15 protein-coding genes are annotated in these 14,947 nt (G+C 49.0%); 12 read left to right on the top strand and 3 right to left on the bottom strand.

What is annotated here, in order from left to right; genetic code table 11:
• Positions 1 to 26: 26 nt before the first annotated feature.
• Positions 27 to 1,340: a S41 family peptidase gene (locus tag ACWHYD_RS16645; protein ID WP_447963146.1), complete on the top strand. Its 1,314-nt coding sequence runs from the start codon at positions 27 to 29 to the stop codon at positions 1,338 to 1,340.
• Between the two features lie 27 nt (positions 1,341 to 1,367).
• Here the strand turns inward: ACWHYD_RS16645 and ACWHYD_RS16650 are convergent, their stop codons facing one another.
• Together ACWHYD_RS16650 and ACWHYD_RS16655 are read right to left on the bottom strand one after the other, a co-directional pair.
• A complete protein-coding gene (locus ACWHYD_RS16650) occupies positions 1,368 to 1,604 on the bottom strand; it encodes an Lrp/AsnC family transcriptional regulator (protein ID WP_312643985.1) in 237 nt (78 codons plus the stop codon).
• Between the two features lie 122 nt (positions 1,605 to 1,726).
• Positions 1,727 to 2,203 (bottom strand): histidinol-phosphatase, encoded by a 477-nt coding sequence (locus tag ACWHYD_RS16655; protein WP_447963147.1) that lies wholly within the window; start codon positions 2,201 to 2,203, stop codon positions 1,727 to 1,729.
• A gap of 243 nt (positions 2,204 to 2,446) precedes the next feature.
• Between ACWHYD_RS16655 and thiS the strand changes: the two genes are divergently transcribed.
• The 10 genes from thiS (at position 2,447) to ACWHYD_RS16705 (ending at position 12,286) form a co-directional block, all read left to right on the top strand.
• Positions 2,447 to 2,656: a sulfur carrier protein ThiS gene (thiS, locus tag ACWHYD_RS16660; protein WP_447963148.1), complete on the top strand. Its 210-nt coding sequence runs from the start codon at positions 2,447 to 2,449 to the stop codon at positions 2,654 to 2,656.
• 19 nt (positions 2,657 to 2,675) lie between these two features.
• Entirely contained in the window at positions 2,676 to 3,449 is a 774-nt protein-coding gene (locus tag ACWHYD_RS16665; protein WP_447963149.1) for a thiazole synthase, read from the top strand.
• A 12-nt stretch (positions 3,450 to 3,461) separates the two neighbouring features.
• On the top strand, positions 3,462 to 4,088 hold the full coding sequence (gene thiE, locus ACWHYD_RS16670) for a thiamine phosphate synthase (protein WP_447963150.1): 627 nt from the start codon (positions 3,462 to 3,464) through the stop codon (positions 4,086 to 4,088).
• 192 nt (positions 4,089 to 4,280) lie between these two features.
• Complete coding sequence (gene arc, locus ACWHYD_RS16675) at positions 4,281 to 5,963, top strand: proteasome ATPase (RefSeq protein ID WP_447963151.1); 1,683 nt, start codon at positions 4,281 to 4,283, stop codon at positions 5,961 to 5,963.
• A 30-nt stretch (positions 5,964 to 5,993) separates the two neighbouring features.
• A complete protein-coding gene (gene dop / locus ACWHYD_RS16680; RefSeq protein WP_447963152.1) occupies positions 5,994 to 7,472 on the top strand; it encodes a depupylase/deamidase Dop in 1,479 nt (492 codons plus the stop codon).
• Positions 7,473 to 7,513: 41 nt separating this feature from the next.
• Positions 7,514 to 8,356 carry a proteasome subunit beta gene (gene prcB / locus ACWHYD_RS16685; protein WP_447963153.1) on the top strand — a complete coding sequence of 281 codons (843 nt, stop codon included), beginning with the start codon at positions 7,514 to 7,516 and terminating at the stop codon, positions 8,354 to 8,356.
• A gap of 3 nt (positions 8,357 to 8,359) precedes the next feature.
• Positions 8,360 to 9,043 (top strand): proteasome subunit alpha, encoded by a 684-nt coding sequence (prcA, locus tag ACWHYD_RS16690; RefSeq protein ID WP_447963154.1) that lies wholly within the window; start codon positions 8,360 to 8,362, stop codon positions 9,041 to 9,043.
• 283 nt (positions 9,044 to 9,326) lie between these two features.
• Entirely contained in the window at positions 9,327 to 10,703 is a 1,377-nt protein-coding gene (pafA, locus tag ACWHYD_RS16695; RefSeq protein WP_447963155.1) for a Pup--protein ligase, read from the top strand.
• Positions 10,703 to 11,614, top strand: coding sequence for a M23 family metallopeptidase (locus ACWHYD_RS16700; protein ID WP_447963156.1), 912 nt, complete (start codon positions 10,703 to 10,705; stop codon positions 11,612 to 11,614). Before pafA ends, ACWHYD_RS16700 begins: the two co-directional genes overlap by 1 nt.
• Before the next feature lie 114 nt (positions 11,615 to 11,728).
• Positions 11,729 to 12,286 carry an LOG family protein gene (locus ACWHYD_RS16705; RefSeq protein ID WP_447963157.1) on the top strand — a complete coding sequence of 186 codons (558 nt, stop codon included), beginning with the start codon at positions 11,729 to 11,731 and terminating at the stop codon, positions 12,284 to 12,286.
• 11 nt (positions 12,287 to 12,297) lie between these two features.
• On the opposite strand, the gene ACWHYD_RS16710 is transcribed toward ACWHYD_RS16705, so the two are convergent.
• On the bottom strand, positions 12,298 to 13,107 hold the full coding sequence (locus ACWHYD_RS16710; protein ID WP_447963158.1) for a hypothetical protein: 810 nt from the start codon (positions 13,105 to 13,107) through the stop codon (positions 12,298 to 12,300).
• A gap of 1,145 nt (positions 13,108 to 14,252) precedes the next feature.
• On the opposite strand from ACWHYD_RS16710, the gene ACWHYD_RS16715 reads away from it, so the two are divergent.
• On the top strand, positions 14,253 to 14,849 hold the full coding sequence (locus ACWHYD_RS16715) for a Tll0287-like domain-containing protein (RefSeq protein WP_447963159.1): 597 nt from the start codon (positions 14,253 to 14,255) through the stop codon (positions 14,847 to 14,849).
• The last annotated feature ends 98 nt before the right edge of the window (positions 14,850 to 14,947 follow it).

A 14,947-nucleotide genomic window follows, 5' to 3' on the forward strand; every position in this document is an offset into this window, starting at 1 on the left:
TGAACAACTGGAAGAAGGAACGTCTCATGTCACATGAACGATTGTCGACGGTAGTGATCTCTGGTTTAACCTTAACCGCCATCCTTTTGGTGGGGATTGTCATCGGAAAAGGAGGAGACCGGGCGGGATATGCCAGCGAACCCTACGAGGAATTACAGGTCTTCGCTGAAGTGCTTTCGCAAGTCAAAAAGCATTATGTGGAAGAAACTCAAACCAAAGACCTTGTCCAGGGTGCCCTCCGAGGCATGCTGGCTGGACTGGACCCACATTCATCTTTTATGACTCCGGATATGTTCAAAGAGATGCAGGTTGAAACGAAAGGAGAGTTTGGAGGACTTGGCATCCAAATCGGTGTAAAAAACAATCGCCTGACCGTGATCTCCCCCATTGAAGATACGCCGGCCTTTGAAGCCGGCATCCAACCCGGCGACACCATCATCAAAGTTGATGACAAGCCAACAAAAGATCTCACACTCATGGAAGCCGTTCAACATATGCGAGGCGCACGAGGCACATCAGTGGAATTAACCATTGAACGTGAGGGACTGGAAAAACCACTGATCTTTAACCTCAAACGCGACATCATTAAAATTCAAAGCATTCGCTCCAAGCTGTTGGAAGGCAACCTTGGATATGTCCGATTGAGCCAATTTCAAGAAGCCACCGTCGAGGATCTCTCCACGGAATTGGAAAAACTCGTTGCCAAAAACATTCAGGGCTTGATTCTCGATCTCCGAAATAATCCCGGTGGGCTATTGACCGCTGCGGTGGGGGTCTCCGAACAATTCCTGGAATCCGGCCGCCTCGTCGTCTCAATACAAGGACGCAATGGCAAGAAGGATGAATACCGTGCAAGGGCAAGTAGTAAGAATTATCAATATCCCATGATTGTGTTGGTCAACCACGGTTCCGCCAGCGCATCAGAAATTGTGGCGGCAGCCATGCAGGATTGGGGAAAAGCCGTCGTGATTGGCACCACAACTTTTGGGAAGGGTTCCGTGCAAACCATTCTCCCGCTCTCCGATGGATCCGGCCTTCGGCTTACCACGGCAAAATACTTTACGCCAAATGGCAAGTCGATTCATTCTATCGGGGTACAACCCGACATTGTGATTGATCCGAAACCCGCTCAGGTGGCGAAACAAGAGTCCTCCGAAGGGAAAAAAGACGAGAGCACCGCGGATTCCCCTGCACCCTCTCCGACCAAACCTCAAGCCCCCTCGGCCCCACAGGACCAGGACCAGGCTCAGCCCATTCCTCCAGATGACCTTCAGTTACTGAAGGCTGTTGAGATGCTGAAATCATGGAAAGTTTTCAAACAGTTAAAACCGGCCGCATAATGCGGCCGTCAAAAGATGTTGAAGAAATTAGAAGTCGAGGACAATTGCCGTATTTGTTTTAATGACACCATCAATACCTCGAAGACGAACCATGATGAGGTCGTTCAACTCCTCCAACGTTTCGGCTTCCACATGGGCAATTAAATCAAACGGACCGGTCACCGGATAGACGGATTTCACACCTTGAATGCGTGTAAGTGTTTTATACGCACTCTTGGTGTGGTTCCCTGTCGTGTCAATCAAAACAAATGCAGAAATTGCCATTACCTAACCATCCTTCTGAGGTGAAAGTTTGATATGCTTCCATATCCATTTCATGTTCCTTGGCAAGCCGAATTGCGTGCGTGGGGAACCATGGGAGAAGCTTCCCCTTCTTACTTCCCGGGTCAGGACTCCTGACAGAGAGCTCGTTTCTTTCGAATCGCCGTCAAGATTTCCTCACCACGAGTCCCTAGACCTGGCAGGGTTTGCAGTAAATGCGATTGAGCCAAGGCTTCCAGATCTTCCCAGCTTGTGATGCCCAATCGAAAAACCAGATCATGGACAATCGGTTCAGAAAATCCCGGAAGATTGACCCAATCCAGGGCTGAATCAGGAAGAGGAGTTTTTAATTCTTCATACGCACGTATACGCCCCGTGGAGAGAAACTCCTGGATTTTTATTGATAATTCCTTGCCAATACCAGGAATGGTTTGAAGTTCGCCACGATTCGCCACCTCCGTCACATCCTCTTGGAGGCTCTTCAGCGAATCAGCAGCCCGGCGATAGGCTTTGACCTTGTAGGGATTTTCACCTCTCGACGCCAACAGACCTGCCATCGACAAGAACAAAGCCATGAGGTCCTGGTTGATGTTTTTCTCCATAGACGATCGACTCAGTCAAACCACGCTATCTCTTCATTAATCTATCCAATGAATATCGGTCTCATTTTATGTCAGATGTGATCGATAAAACCAGTTCACATAGATAAGCCTTCATTGGCTCACACGAACCACTTCCTACCTTCTTCACTCTCGTTCATTTCATTGACAAGAATTTCTCAAGTCCCGTAGGATGAATCCCTGCATGGCCGGAATACACTGGACATTGCGTTCTTACCTATACGCATGAACATAGTCGTGAATGGAGAACAACGCGAGGCCGAGGAACCGTTGACGGTCGCACAACTTCTCTCAACGCTTGACCTCCGTTCCGAACAAGTCGCAGTAGAAATCAACCTAAAAATATTAGACCGTGGAGATTTTCTCACCTGGAATCTTCACGATGGAGACAAGGTTGAAATTTTAAGCTTTATTGGAGGCGGCTGCCCCACATGAGGCGATTGAAGGGGAAGAGATGAATCAGGATCCGTTAATCATTGCTGGTCGAACATTCCGCTCTCGGCTCTGGGTCGGAACCGGAAAATATCAAAACTTTGAGGAAACCCGAAAAGCCATTGAAGCTTCCGGAGCTGATGTAGTGACGGTTGCGGTTCGCCGCGTCAACATCACCGATCATAAATCAGAAAATTTACTAGATTACCTTGATCCGAAAAAATATACCATTTTACCCAACACGGCAGGGTGTTATACCGTTGAGGATGCCGTTCGTTATTCACGACTGGCCCGTGCTGCAGGCGTTTCAGATTTGGTGAAATTAGAGGTGATTGGAGATGAACGTACGCTATTTCCTGATACGGCCGGACTCATTGAAGCCGCAAAAATTTTGATCGCCGAAGGCTTTGTGGTATTACCGTATACCAATGACGACCCCATTGTCGCCAAAAAGTTAGCCGATATTGGATGTCCTGCCGTGATGCCACTCGCCGCACCGATCGGTTCAGGTCTCGGTATTCGCAATCCGTATAATCTCAAAATCATCATGGAAACAGTCAATGTACCGGTCATCGTTGACGCTGGAGTTGGAACCGCTTCTGACGCAGCCCTGGCCATGGAATACGGAGCCGATGCCGTATTAATGAACACGGCTATTGCCGGAGCCAAAGATCCGTTGATGATGGCCACGGCCATGCGGTACGCCGTCGAAGCCGGGCGATTAGCTTACAGGGCTGGAAGAATTCCCAGGAAGTTATACGCGACGGCCAGCAGCCCTATCGAGGGAATGCTGTAACCCAAATTAGGAATGTCCTCACGCATTCTTCCCAAACTTTATCTCCTGACCGATCGGCATCAAACTCTCAATCGTCCCCTCTCCTCCGTGCTAACCGAAGCGGTAGACGCCGGGGTCCGGATGGTGCAAGTCCGCGAAAAAGATCTGAAGACTCGAGATCTGACTTCCCTTTGTCAGCAGCTCTTCCCTCTTATCAAACACCAACATGGAACCATCTTATTGAATGATCGTATCGACCTGGTCCTTGCCTTGGGAGCCGACGGCGTACATCTTCGGACAAATAGTCTTCCGGTTTCCGTTGCTCGTGGCCTGTTAGGAACCGGACACCTCATCGGCGTCTCGACGCATTCCGTTGAAGAAGCCCGAGTGGCGGAAGCGGAAGGGGCCGACTTCATCGTACTTGGTCCCATTTTTGATACGCCTTCAAAGCGAGCATATGGACCACCTTTAGGAATCCAGATTCTTCAGAAAACGAGCCGAACTATCCACGTGCCCATCTATGCCATTGGAGGTATCACCCCGATCAGAGTTCCTGACGTCTTATCATCCGGGGCTTACGGAGTCGCCGTCATTTCTTCCATTCTTCAATCGCCCTCAATTCCAGACATCACAGGGGAACTGCTTGCACGATTATCCTGAATTGTCAAATTATTTCAGGCAGTCATAATGCCCGTATTCGGTTGACCCTAAAAATTTTTGGGTGGTAAGATCTTCACAGTGAAGGATGGTGCGGACATCCTCTTTCCCCGGCATTCAAACAAGGCAGGGGTTCTTCTCAGCAATATGTGTCTTCCGGTTTCTTTGAAACCTCGAACCAGATAGGATCCGACAATGGGAATCCGAAAATCAGACGATCATATCCGTGAAATTGAAAAGTTACGAACCGAGATTGAGTCCATGGAACTCGAAATGCGGCAACTGCATGAATCTCGTCAAAAGCTGCACCTTTCTCAGCAGAAAAACGAGCAGTTAGTTTCTACGTTACAGGAAGCCAAAGCACAAATCGAAGCGCTTCGAAAAGAAGTCGACAAACTCACGGCGCCTCCATCAACTTTTGCCATCTTCTACAACACGAACGCAGACGGGACCGTGACTGTCTCACTTGGCGGTAGAAAGCTACGGGTCAACCTTCATCCATCTATCCCGGCAGAATCCCTTAAAAAAGGCCAAGAAGTTATTTTGAACGAAGGCCTGAACGTGATTGAATCGCGAGGGTATGATCCGCAGGGCGAAATCGCCCATCTCAAGCACCTCCTGGACGATGGACGCGCAGTGGTTAGCCTTCGCCTGGACGACGAGCGAGTGGTTGAAATCTCGGATTCACTGAAACACCAAACTTTGAGTGTCGGCGACCACCTCCTCTTTGAACCACGATCCGGATACCTCATCGAAAAACTTCCCAAAGGTGAAATGGAGGAACTCGTCATCGAGGAGGTTCCGGATATTCAGTATGACCAGATCGGTGGGTTAACCAAAGAACTGGAGCAGGTGAAGGACGCCGTGGAATTGCCCTTCCTGTATCCAGAGCTCTTTGCTGAACACCGCTTATCACCTCCAAAAGGTCTTTTGCTATATGGACCTCCTGGATGCGGGAAAACCTTGATTGCCAAAGCTGTCGCAAACTCCATCGCAAAAAAACTCGGTCACCTGAAAGGCAAGGACGTTCGCAGTTACTTCCTCCACATCAAGGGACCCGAGTTATTGAACAAATATGTCGGTGAATCCGAACGTCAAATTCGAGAAGTGTTTGCGAAAGCAAAGGAGAAGGCGTCACACGGCAATCCGGTCATTGTCTTCTTTGATGAAATGGATGCGTTATTCCGAACAAGAGGGACAGGTATTTCCTCGGATATGGAATCAACTATCGTTCCCCAATTCTTATCCGAAATTGATGGAGTAGAAAGCCTTCGAGACGTCATCGTCATCGGTGCCAGTAACCGGCAAGATCTCATTGATCCGGCGGTTTTGAGACCGGGGCGTCTGGATATCAAAATTAAGATTCCCAGACCTGACAAGCAGAGTGCAAAAGATATTCTCGGGAAATATCTGACCTCAGACTTGCCCCTTGCGGAAGCTGAATTGACCCAACATGGCTCAGATCGATCGACGTTTATCAATCATCTTATTGAAACCACCGTGGAGGCCATGTATGCCTTGACGGAAGAAAATCAATTTCTGGAAGTCACCTATGCCAATGGGGAAAAGGAAACGGTGTACTTCAAAGATTTTTCCAGTGGCGCGTTGATCGAAAGTGTGGTCTCCCGTGCCAAAAAACTGGCCATCAAACGGGCAATTTCCGGCGAAGCCAAAGGCCTGAAACCCGAGGACTTTCTGCGGGGCATTCGGGAAGAATTCAAAGAACAGGAAGATTTACCAAATACCACTCACCCCGATGACTGGGCAAAAATAGCAGGCAAAAAAGGCGAAAAAATCGTTCATGTGCGCACCTTAACCACCGACGAGGATTCAGAGCCTCGAGAAATTGAAACCATCAGCGTTGGGCATTATTTTTAACCATTTTTAGCTGCTCTCCATGAGGCCTCCTTGCTGCGAATTCTTGGAACGGAAACTGAATTCGGAATTATTTCTCGCTCCACAGGCCACCCTGATCCCGTAGCGAATTCCCTTCGGTTAATCAGTCACTGTCCCCATCTCCCAACTCCCGCCGCTCTCTGGGATTACGAGAACGAAAATCCCTTCCTGGATGCTCGAGGCTTTCCGGTCGAAGGCGAACCCGAAAGACCAAGCGCGACCTATAATCGTCAACTCAATAAAGTCTTGCCGAATGCCGGTCGTCTCTATGTCGATGGCGCTCATCCGGAATATTCCACCCCCGAATGCAGCAATCCCCGTGAGGTGGTGGCCTATGAACGTGCCGGGGACCACATTGTGGCTGAATGTCTGGCCCGCCTGAACCACAGTAGCGGGGAAGAAAACTTTCTGGTCTACCGCAACAACTCAGACGGGAAAGGCAACAGTTTCGGATACCACGAAAATTATATTTTATCCCGCCGGATCCCGTTCGAGCAGATAGCCAGCGTGCTACTCCCCTTCTTTGTTTCCCGCCCCATCTTTTGTGGAGCAGGAAAAGTCGGAGCAGAAAATGGTTCAGATCCTGTTTCCTATCAAATTTCACAACGGGCAGATTTTTTTGAATGCCTGCTTGATCTCAACACGATGGTTCACCGTCCTATTATAAATACACGTGATGAACCCCATGCCCATCAAGGCGACTACCGACGTCTTCACGTCATCGTGGGTGATGCCAATATGTCCGAGGTATCCACCTTCTTAAAAATCGGCACCACTGCCATTATCATGGAAATGCTGGAACAAGAAGGAGCCCTTCCTCATATTGAATTGACCGATCCCGTCAAGGCCATCAAGGCGGTATCACGAGATCTGACCGTGAAAACGTCGCTTCCTTTACACAATGGGCAACACACCACCGCCATCGCTATTCAGCGGGCCTTTCTGCAATCAGCCCATGACTTTTATCGAACCAGAGAGGTCTCCCCTATCACCAAAGAGGTGCTTGTACGCTGGGAATCCACCCTGGCTACCTTGGAGCGTGATCCCTTTGAGCTTCGGCGCGAAGTCGATTGGGTCGCCAAACACGCATTAATTCAATCCTACATGGATCGCAAACAATGCTCCTGGAAAGATCCCAGAGTGGCCATGATGGATTTACAGTATCACGACGTGCGACCAACCAAAGGGCTGTACTACACCTTGGAGCGAACAGGCCAAATAGAACGTCTGACTCTTGATCAGGAAGTCGAACGGGCTCGCCAGACTGCACCGGCTTTCACTCGGGCTTATTTTCGAGGTCAATGCTTAAAACACCTGCCAAAACAGGTGTACGGCATGAGTTGGACGTCCGTCCTCCTTCATTCGGGAAATTCCACTATTAAGCGTATTCCATTGATGGATCCTTATCGAGGCACTCAACAGCTCACGCAAGAATTGTTTAGGGACATTACCTCGGTGGATCAGTTAATATCCCGACTCGGAAAGTCCTAAATGAACAGAGAACCCATTCGGCAAGGTACCATTGAGGTCACATGAATTTTAAAGACATCCCCTTTCCAAACTTTTCAGCCGATCCGTGTTCCAGTTTTTACCAATATCTCACCTCACAACGACCCGAATTGCTCCCCATGGAGCGATGGAAAACCTCACTCTCCCAACAAGGCCAAACAGACCCATCCTTGATGTCCTCCAATCAGTTTCCCTGGCCCCACGGCACCACGGTTCTCGCCTTCACCTATGATAACGGCGTCCTCATCGCCGGAGACCGTCGCGCAACGGAAGGATATCAAATCGCCGCGAATCGCATGGAAAAGGTCTTTCAAACCGATGGCTATTCCGCCATGGCTATTGCAGGGGCTGCAGGGCCCTGCGTGGAAATGGCCAAGCTGTTCCGAATCGAGCTGGAACATTACGAGAAACTTGACGGACAGCCCTTAACCTGCGAAGGGAAAGCCAACAGGCTTGGGCATATGGTTAAGGCAAATTTCCCTATGGTCTTGCATGGACTCGTGGTCATTCCCCTATTTGTCGGCTATGACCACAAACGAGAGGTTGGGCGGCTCTTCAAATATGACATTACCGGAGGACGCTACGAAGACACGGATTTTCACGCAGTCGGCTCAGGCGGAAAAGATGCCCGATCCACTTTAAAGGAATATTTTCGGAAAAACTTACCAGAAGACGACGCGGTCAAAGTGGCCCTTCGTGCCTTAATCAATGCCGCAGATGAGGATGTCGGAACCGGGGGACCTGATTTGGTCCGACGAATTTTCCCGACCGTAAAATTAGTTGACTCTCAGGGAGTTCGGGATGTGGAAGACACCCAATTAGCGGCATTGTGCGAAGCAATAGTGAACCAAAAACAGGAGACTTAAACAGTGGCCCTGCCCTATTACGTTTCACCAGAACAAATGATGCAGGACCGGGCGGAGTATGCCAAGAAAGGTATTGCCAAAGGTCGATCCATCATAGCCATGGAATATTCGGATGGAGTGCTGTTTGTCGCCGATAACCCCAGTGCTTCTCTGTTTAAAATTTCTGAGATCTATGACAGCATCGCATTTTCAGGGGCGGGGAGATACAGCGAATTTGAGAATCTCCGGAAAGCCGGCATTCAACATGCCGACGTCAAAGGCATGATGTACAGTCGCGAAGATGTGACGGCACGATCCCTGGCAAATGGCTATTCACAAATTCTCGGCACCCTCTTTAGCCAGGAAATGAAACCGTACGAAGTGGAACTCCTCCTGGCCCAGGTCGGCGAGACACCCGAGCGCAATGAGTTATACCGCATCTCCTTTGATGGGAGTATTGTGGATGAACGCAGATTCACCGCCATTGGGGGACGGTCCGAAACAATCTTGACCCTCCTCAGGAAGGAAATTCCGGAAACCTGCCCGTCCCTAAAAGAAGCCTTAACGCTCTGCCAACAGGCCTTTGAACAGGGGGCTGATTCTCGAGCAAATTTAGAAGGCTTGGAAGTCGCTCTCCTGGACCGCACCAGAATAGGTAGAAGATTTCGCCGGGTCCCGATCATCGAGGCCTCTCAAATTCTGTCGTAACATCTCCTGTTTTGCTCCCCTCATTCAGTTGATCATTGATGGATCTGGGTGTATTCTGAGTATGGGAATTAGTGTAGTCATCCCCATGTTTTCAACCATGATTCATTTCCAAAACACGGAAAGTGAAAGATCGAATCTCTTGAGAAGGCCTATTCAGCAAGACCGAAGGACTCGAGGAGGATTTCTATTGATTGGCGGGTAGGTCCTTTAAACGAGAAGGAGGCCGGTGGAGGACAGGGCACGATCTGTCCTTAGAGTGTCTGCGGAGAGGGACGGGCCGGGTATGATGAAACGCATTGTTGGCCTTGAGAGTGAATATGGTCTGACATTTTCCCCGAATGGTCGGGTCTACCTTCCTATTGAAAAAATCCTCGGGTACATTTTTGAAGGACTCATCCCCAATAGCTGGCCTTCCAATGCCTTCCTGACGAATGGAGCGAGGTTTTACCAGGACACCGGCTGCCATCCGGAATACTCCACTCCCGAATGCGACGATCTGCTTGATCTGATCATCCACGATAAAGCCGGTGAGCGGATCCTGGAAAGTTGTCTGCCCATTGCCGAAGAGCGCTTGCGCGAAGAGGGACTATCCGGCGAGATCTTTATCTTTAAAAACAATACGGATTCCCTCGGCAACACCTATGGGTGCCATGAAAATTTCCTCATGCGCCGGGATGTGGATTTCTGGAAAGTCAGCGAACAACTCATCCCCTTTTTCGTCACTCGTCAAATTTTTTCTGGGGCCGGAAAAATCTTGAAAGTCTCAGGGAAGTCTCAATACTTCATCTCCCAACGCGCGCAACATATCCATGAAAAAACGTCTTCCTCCACGACGTCTTCCCGAAGCATTATCAATACCCGCGACGAGCCTCATGCTGATGCCGAAAAATACCGTCGACTGCATATCATCCTCGGCGATTCCAATATGTCTGAGTTTTCCACTTACTTAAAGGTGGGGACAGCCATGATCGTCCTCTCCATGATCGAAGACGGTTTCACCATTCCTCATATAGAGTTAGAAGAACCTGTTAAAGCGATTCGAGATATCTCTCGGGATCCCACTCTAAAAAAAACAGTCAAGCTTGAGGATGGGAGCAGCCTGACCGCATTGGAGATTCAACAGACCTTCTGGGAACGGGCAGGTGAATATTTAGCCTTGCAACCTCCCAATAAAATCATGACAGAGGTTCATTATGAATGGGGTCGAGTGTTGAAGGCGTTGAATACGTCCCCCATGTCACTCGTCCGCGAAATCGACTGGATCACCAAACAATGGCTTCTCGAAAATTACATGGCCAAAAAGTCTTGTGGATGGGACGACCCCCGATTAGGCATGATGGATTTGCAATATCATGACATTAACCGACAACGAAGCCTGTTTCATCTTTTAGCTGAACGTAATCATATTCGAAAAATGATCGATGAGGACGCGATTGAACAAGCAAAAACGATTCCTCCTCAAACCACACGCGCAAAAGTGCGAGGAGATTTCATCAGATTTGCCCGTGCTAAAAATCGGTCTTATACTGTGGATTGGACGTATCTCAAACTGAACGGGTACTGGGAAGAAACTATTCTATGCATGGATCCCTTTTGTCCTTTTAATCGGCGCGTAGAAGAATTGCTCAGCCAAGTCCCTCATAATCGGCTTTACCCCTGATGAACACGTCGCCTCCACCCATTCCTTCGGTCTCATGGAAAATCCTGTTTATCGTTTGTCTGCTGCTCGCCAGCATTTTCCCTATTCAGATCGTTCCGAGTGCGGAACGGAGCCGACCGGGTGCCAATGGACATGTCAGCGGAAAGCAGGGCCAAGTCCTCTGGATCAACGTTCCAATATCTCAATCTAAGGCCAAAGTGAATGGTCTATTTCTCAAACGGAAGATTCCCTTCTTCCCCCATGGCGATGGCAACTTTGCGGGCATTGTGGGAATCGACATGGAAGATCCACCGGGGATACAGGAATTAAGTATCACGGTCCATTCCGACACCGGAACAGACCATCTCAGCTACTCCGTCCTCATCATCAAAGAAGACTATACCGTCCAACACCTGACTCTACCCAAAAATACGGTTGATCTTGACGCTAAAACATTAAAGCGAGTCCAAAAAGAAAAGAAAGAATTGACAGAGACCTTTCACCATATTGGAGCACGTCCTTTATGGGATGGGCCTTTTCTTGAGCCTGTGAATGGGAAAGTCACCGGAGTGTTTGGCAGTCGTCGAATCATTAATGGTCAGTCCCGAAGACCTCATTCAGGAGAAGATATCGCGGCACCAAAAGGCACTCCGGTCCAAGCCATTAACAAAGGAATCGTCGTGAGAACAGTCGATCACTTTTTCTCCGGAAAGGGTGTGGTCTTGGATCATGGAGTAGGCTTGTTTTCCATGTACTTCCACCTCTCAGAGATTGACGTCACCTCCGGGCAAACAATTCAAAAAGGGGAAGCGTTAGGCAAAGTCGGATCAAGCGGAAGAGCCACGGGCCCTCATCTCCATTGGGGCATCCACTTAAATGGCTCTCGAATCAATCCCTACTCATTGACCACTCTCCCCCTATCAAACGAATGAAAAAACTCTGTTACTTTGGAGAATCCTCGGCTTCTCCTGACTCCGCATGAACCGTCTCTTTTTCTCCTAACCACCAGACTTATTACGAATATCGGAACATAATTACCCATTCCCATGCGATATATTTGCGTCTTCTGCGGCTCCAGCCTCGGCCACCAACCAGGATTTACCAACATGGCTCAGCGGTTGGGGCATGCGCTTGTCCAACAGGGAATGGGATTGGTCTACGGCGGGGGGAATATCGGACTAATGGGCGTACTGGCATCCACCGTCCTACAGAATGGTGGAACTGTCATTGGAGTCATTCCCAAGCATCTGGCGGAGAAGGAGCTCCTACATCAGGAGCTCACAGCTACGCATATCGTGAACACCATGCATGAACGAAAAACCCTTATGGCAGATCTGTCAGCCGGATTCATCACGTTACCCGGTGGATTTGGAACATTGGAAGAATGTTGCGAAATGGTGACCTGGGCACAGTTACAACTTCACCACAAACCCTGTGGACTGCTGAATTGCTTTGGTTTCTTTGATGGTCTCTTGAGATTTTTTGACCATCAAGTCCAAGAAGGGTTTCTCATCCAGGCAAACAGGGAGTTACTCCTTGAAGCCTCCACTCCTGAAGACTTGTTGACCCTTGTCTTAAGCCGACTCGAGCCTGATATCCGCTAATAGGGTGCCGCTCAATAGGCTGATGGCCTGGAAAGCGGGCGATTCGACTGGAGTTCCATCGCCCGAAGATTATCAAACGAAAAACTCCCATCCCCAATTGCCACTATTCCCAGCTGACCCTTTTTGAATGATTGATCAGCCACGCTCAGCACCAAATGGTTATCAAAAGAGATTTCGGTAATCTCCTTGCTGATAATCGTATTCCGTTGAATTCGGAGAAAGTGCCATTCAGCAGATCGAGGAATCAGGGACTCCCTGCCTAATTCTGTTGGTGCTCCATTCTTGACTACATAAACCACAACCTCGTTAGTGCTAGGTTCAACAACCGCGGCGTAGAAGTTCTTATTATCTTGGACCCCATAGGCCAATCCAGCTTTTCCTGACGGAGTTCCCAAATTAAGTTTAATCTGGACTGAGAGATCCACATATTCGGCCACCGCGCCTTCTGCGATCAATATCTCGTAGCACCAATCTTCAGCACATTGTAAGCGCTGTTCCACCAGATGGGGACGACTGGGGGCAGAGGGATCTTCTTTGACTGACCATTCCCCTTTTCCTGAAGGTTCCCCGACCGCCTTGGTAAAGCCCTCGGGTAATTCACTTAAAGCCGATTGATCAAATTTCCATTCCTGAAAAAGAGGGGGAGTCGTTTTATGAAATGGCTTAGGAAGCTCATGAGGTTGTTCTTCGGAATATCCCACGGAAGCCGTCATCACAAGACAACTCATGGCCAACACAAAGACCCTCGCTCGACCGATAGGAGTCGTTTGTTTGTCCACCACCCTTTGATCAGACAAGAGATTTGGCAGAAAAGGCTTCATAGACGGACTCAGCTCCTCATGTTTCATAACCATCCTTACCCTCAAATGATATGAATATTAAATAGACAAAAAATCCATCGCGCCTAGGATGATACGCATTCTCACCGGAAGTCCACAACCCCCGAATGGCAACCCACATCCATCCCAATCACGGCATAAAAATCCCTCCTCCCTCGATCCTCCCATAGAGCATTCTTTGCTCAGGTCTTCTGAGGAAAATTAATCATCCCATTCACTCGCAGCATTGCCATAGAAAAAAGGCTATCTCATTTGACCAGGTAGCCAAGGCGTTCTCTGTCCAACTATTCACCTGAAAAATTGCAGAAATATACGGCTTTGATAAATTCAGGATCAAGCAGATCGTGGAAACATTAAACAGGCATACGTTGGATCATTCCATCTTAAGCCCTGATCCGACTTCCTTTTCTAACCGACCTCACTCTCAAAAAACTGGCCTAGCCGAGCATCAGTGTGAGGAGTCCCCGCATTCTTTCTGAGAGTGAAAATTATGTATTTCGGGATCACTAAATAAGACTGAATTTCTTCACACCATAAGAGGAGGAAATTGATATCTGGAATTCAAATACACTATTCCCCCCACACCAACCTCCAAGTGGTCTTGGAAGCCTGCCATCATGGATTGGTATAGTCGGCGCATGCATTTGTTAATGGCGAAAACCCATTCAAGTCGGCATAGATGGCCTCGGACGGGTGTTCAATAACATCTTTTTCAAACGACTCTGGCGGAAGGGGTTGTACACAAAAGTCTATCTGAGTGTGAGTGACTTTCAGAGCGTGCAGAAAACTTATGCTGATCAAGGCCAATTTTGAATTTCATTATTACGAAAGGTTACACTAAACAGCCTATAGAACGTTGGCGCAGGTATACGCGGTCACTTAGACAAAAAGAGCCCGGCCAGACAGAGCAAGAGCCTCGGACAGGAGGCTTGGGGCAAGAATACGAACAAGTCAGTAAAGGGAGCAATAACTCCAGAAATACCCATTTTAAAAAAGCGCTGGTTTTGGTCCCGACAATGGGAGCACCATAGTTCAAAAACTGTTCGGACTTATTTGTTTGAGAGCACCGCTATCGGAGCCAATGAGCGAATCAAGCCACAAACAGAAAAAGAAATGGAGAACGCATCATGAACATGAGAGGCTTTTGGTTGGGCCTCGTGGTTGGAACCACCTTCACGTTCCTACTCGGTCAGTGGGCGTTCCCCGCCGCGAGCAAGGAGACAGATCCGCCTAACGGCCTATCGCCCGCAATCGTGGCCGATTATGTGCATAGTGTAGTCCAAGCGGATCGAACCTTTTACCAGATGGAGATTGTGGATCGGATGCAGGAGAAAGGCCTTGCCTTTGCCTCGGAGAACTGGAAAATGGATGGAGACCTCCCATTACCCGCCCAATTCCTGCAGGAATCGGGGCGACTCATGGCAGAGCAGCAAAAACTGATTCAATTCCGGTTGATCAGCAGTTGGGCGATAAATAAAGAGCATCGCCCAACCACAGTGTTCCAGCGGACCGGGCTTACGAAGATCATCGAGAATCCCGATCGTCCCTATACAGGCGTTACAACCGAGGGCAAGGCTCGAATCTTCCAAGCACTCTATGCCGATAAAGCCGTGTCTCAGCACTGCGCAGATTGTCACAATGGGCACCCCCAAAGCCTAAAGAGGGATTTCAAGGCGGGAGACGTGATGGGTGGGGTTCTTGTGACAATTGCACTCCCCCAATAGGGGAGGCCGCCTGAAGGTAAGCAGCTTTCATCGCCCTTGAGTGTGGGATAACCTGGCTGTTGTGGGCTGCTTGAGTCTGATTAGGCTGAAAAAGGACC

The organism is Nitrospira sp. Ecomares 2.1, assembly GCF_965152585.1.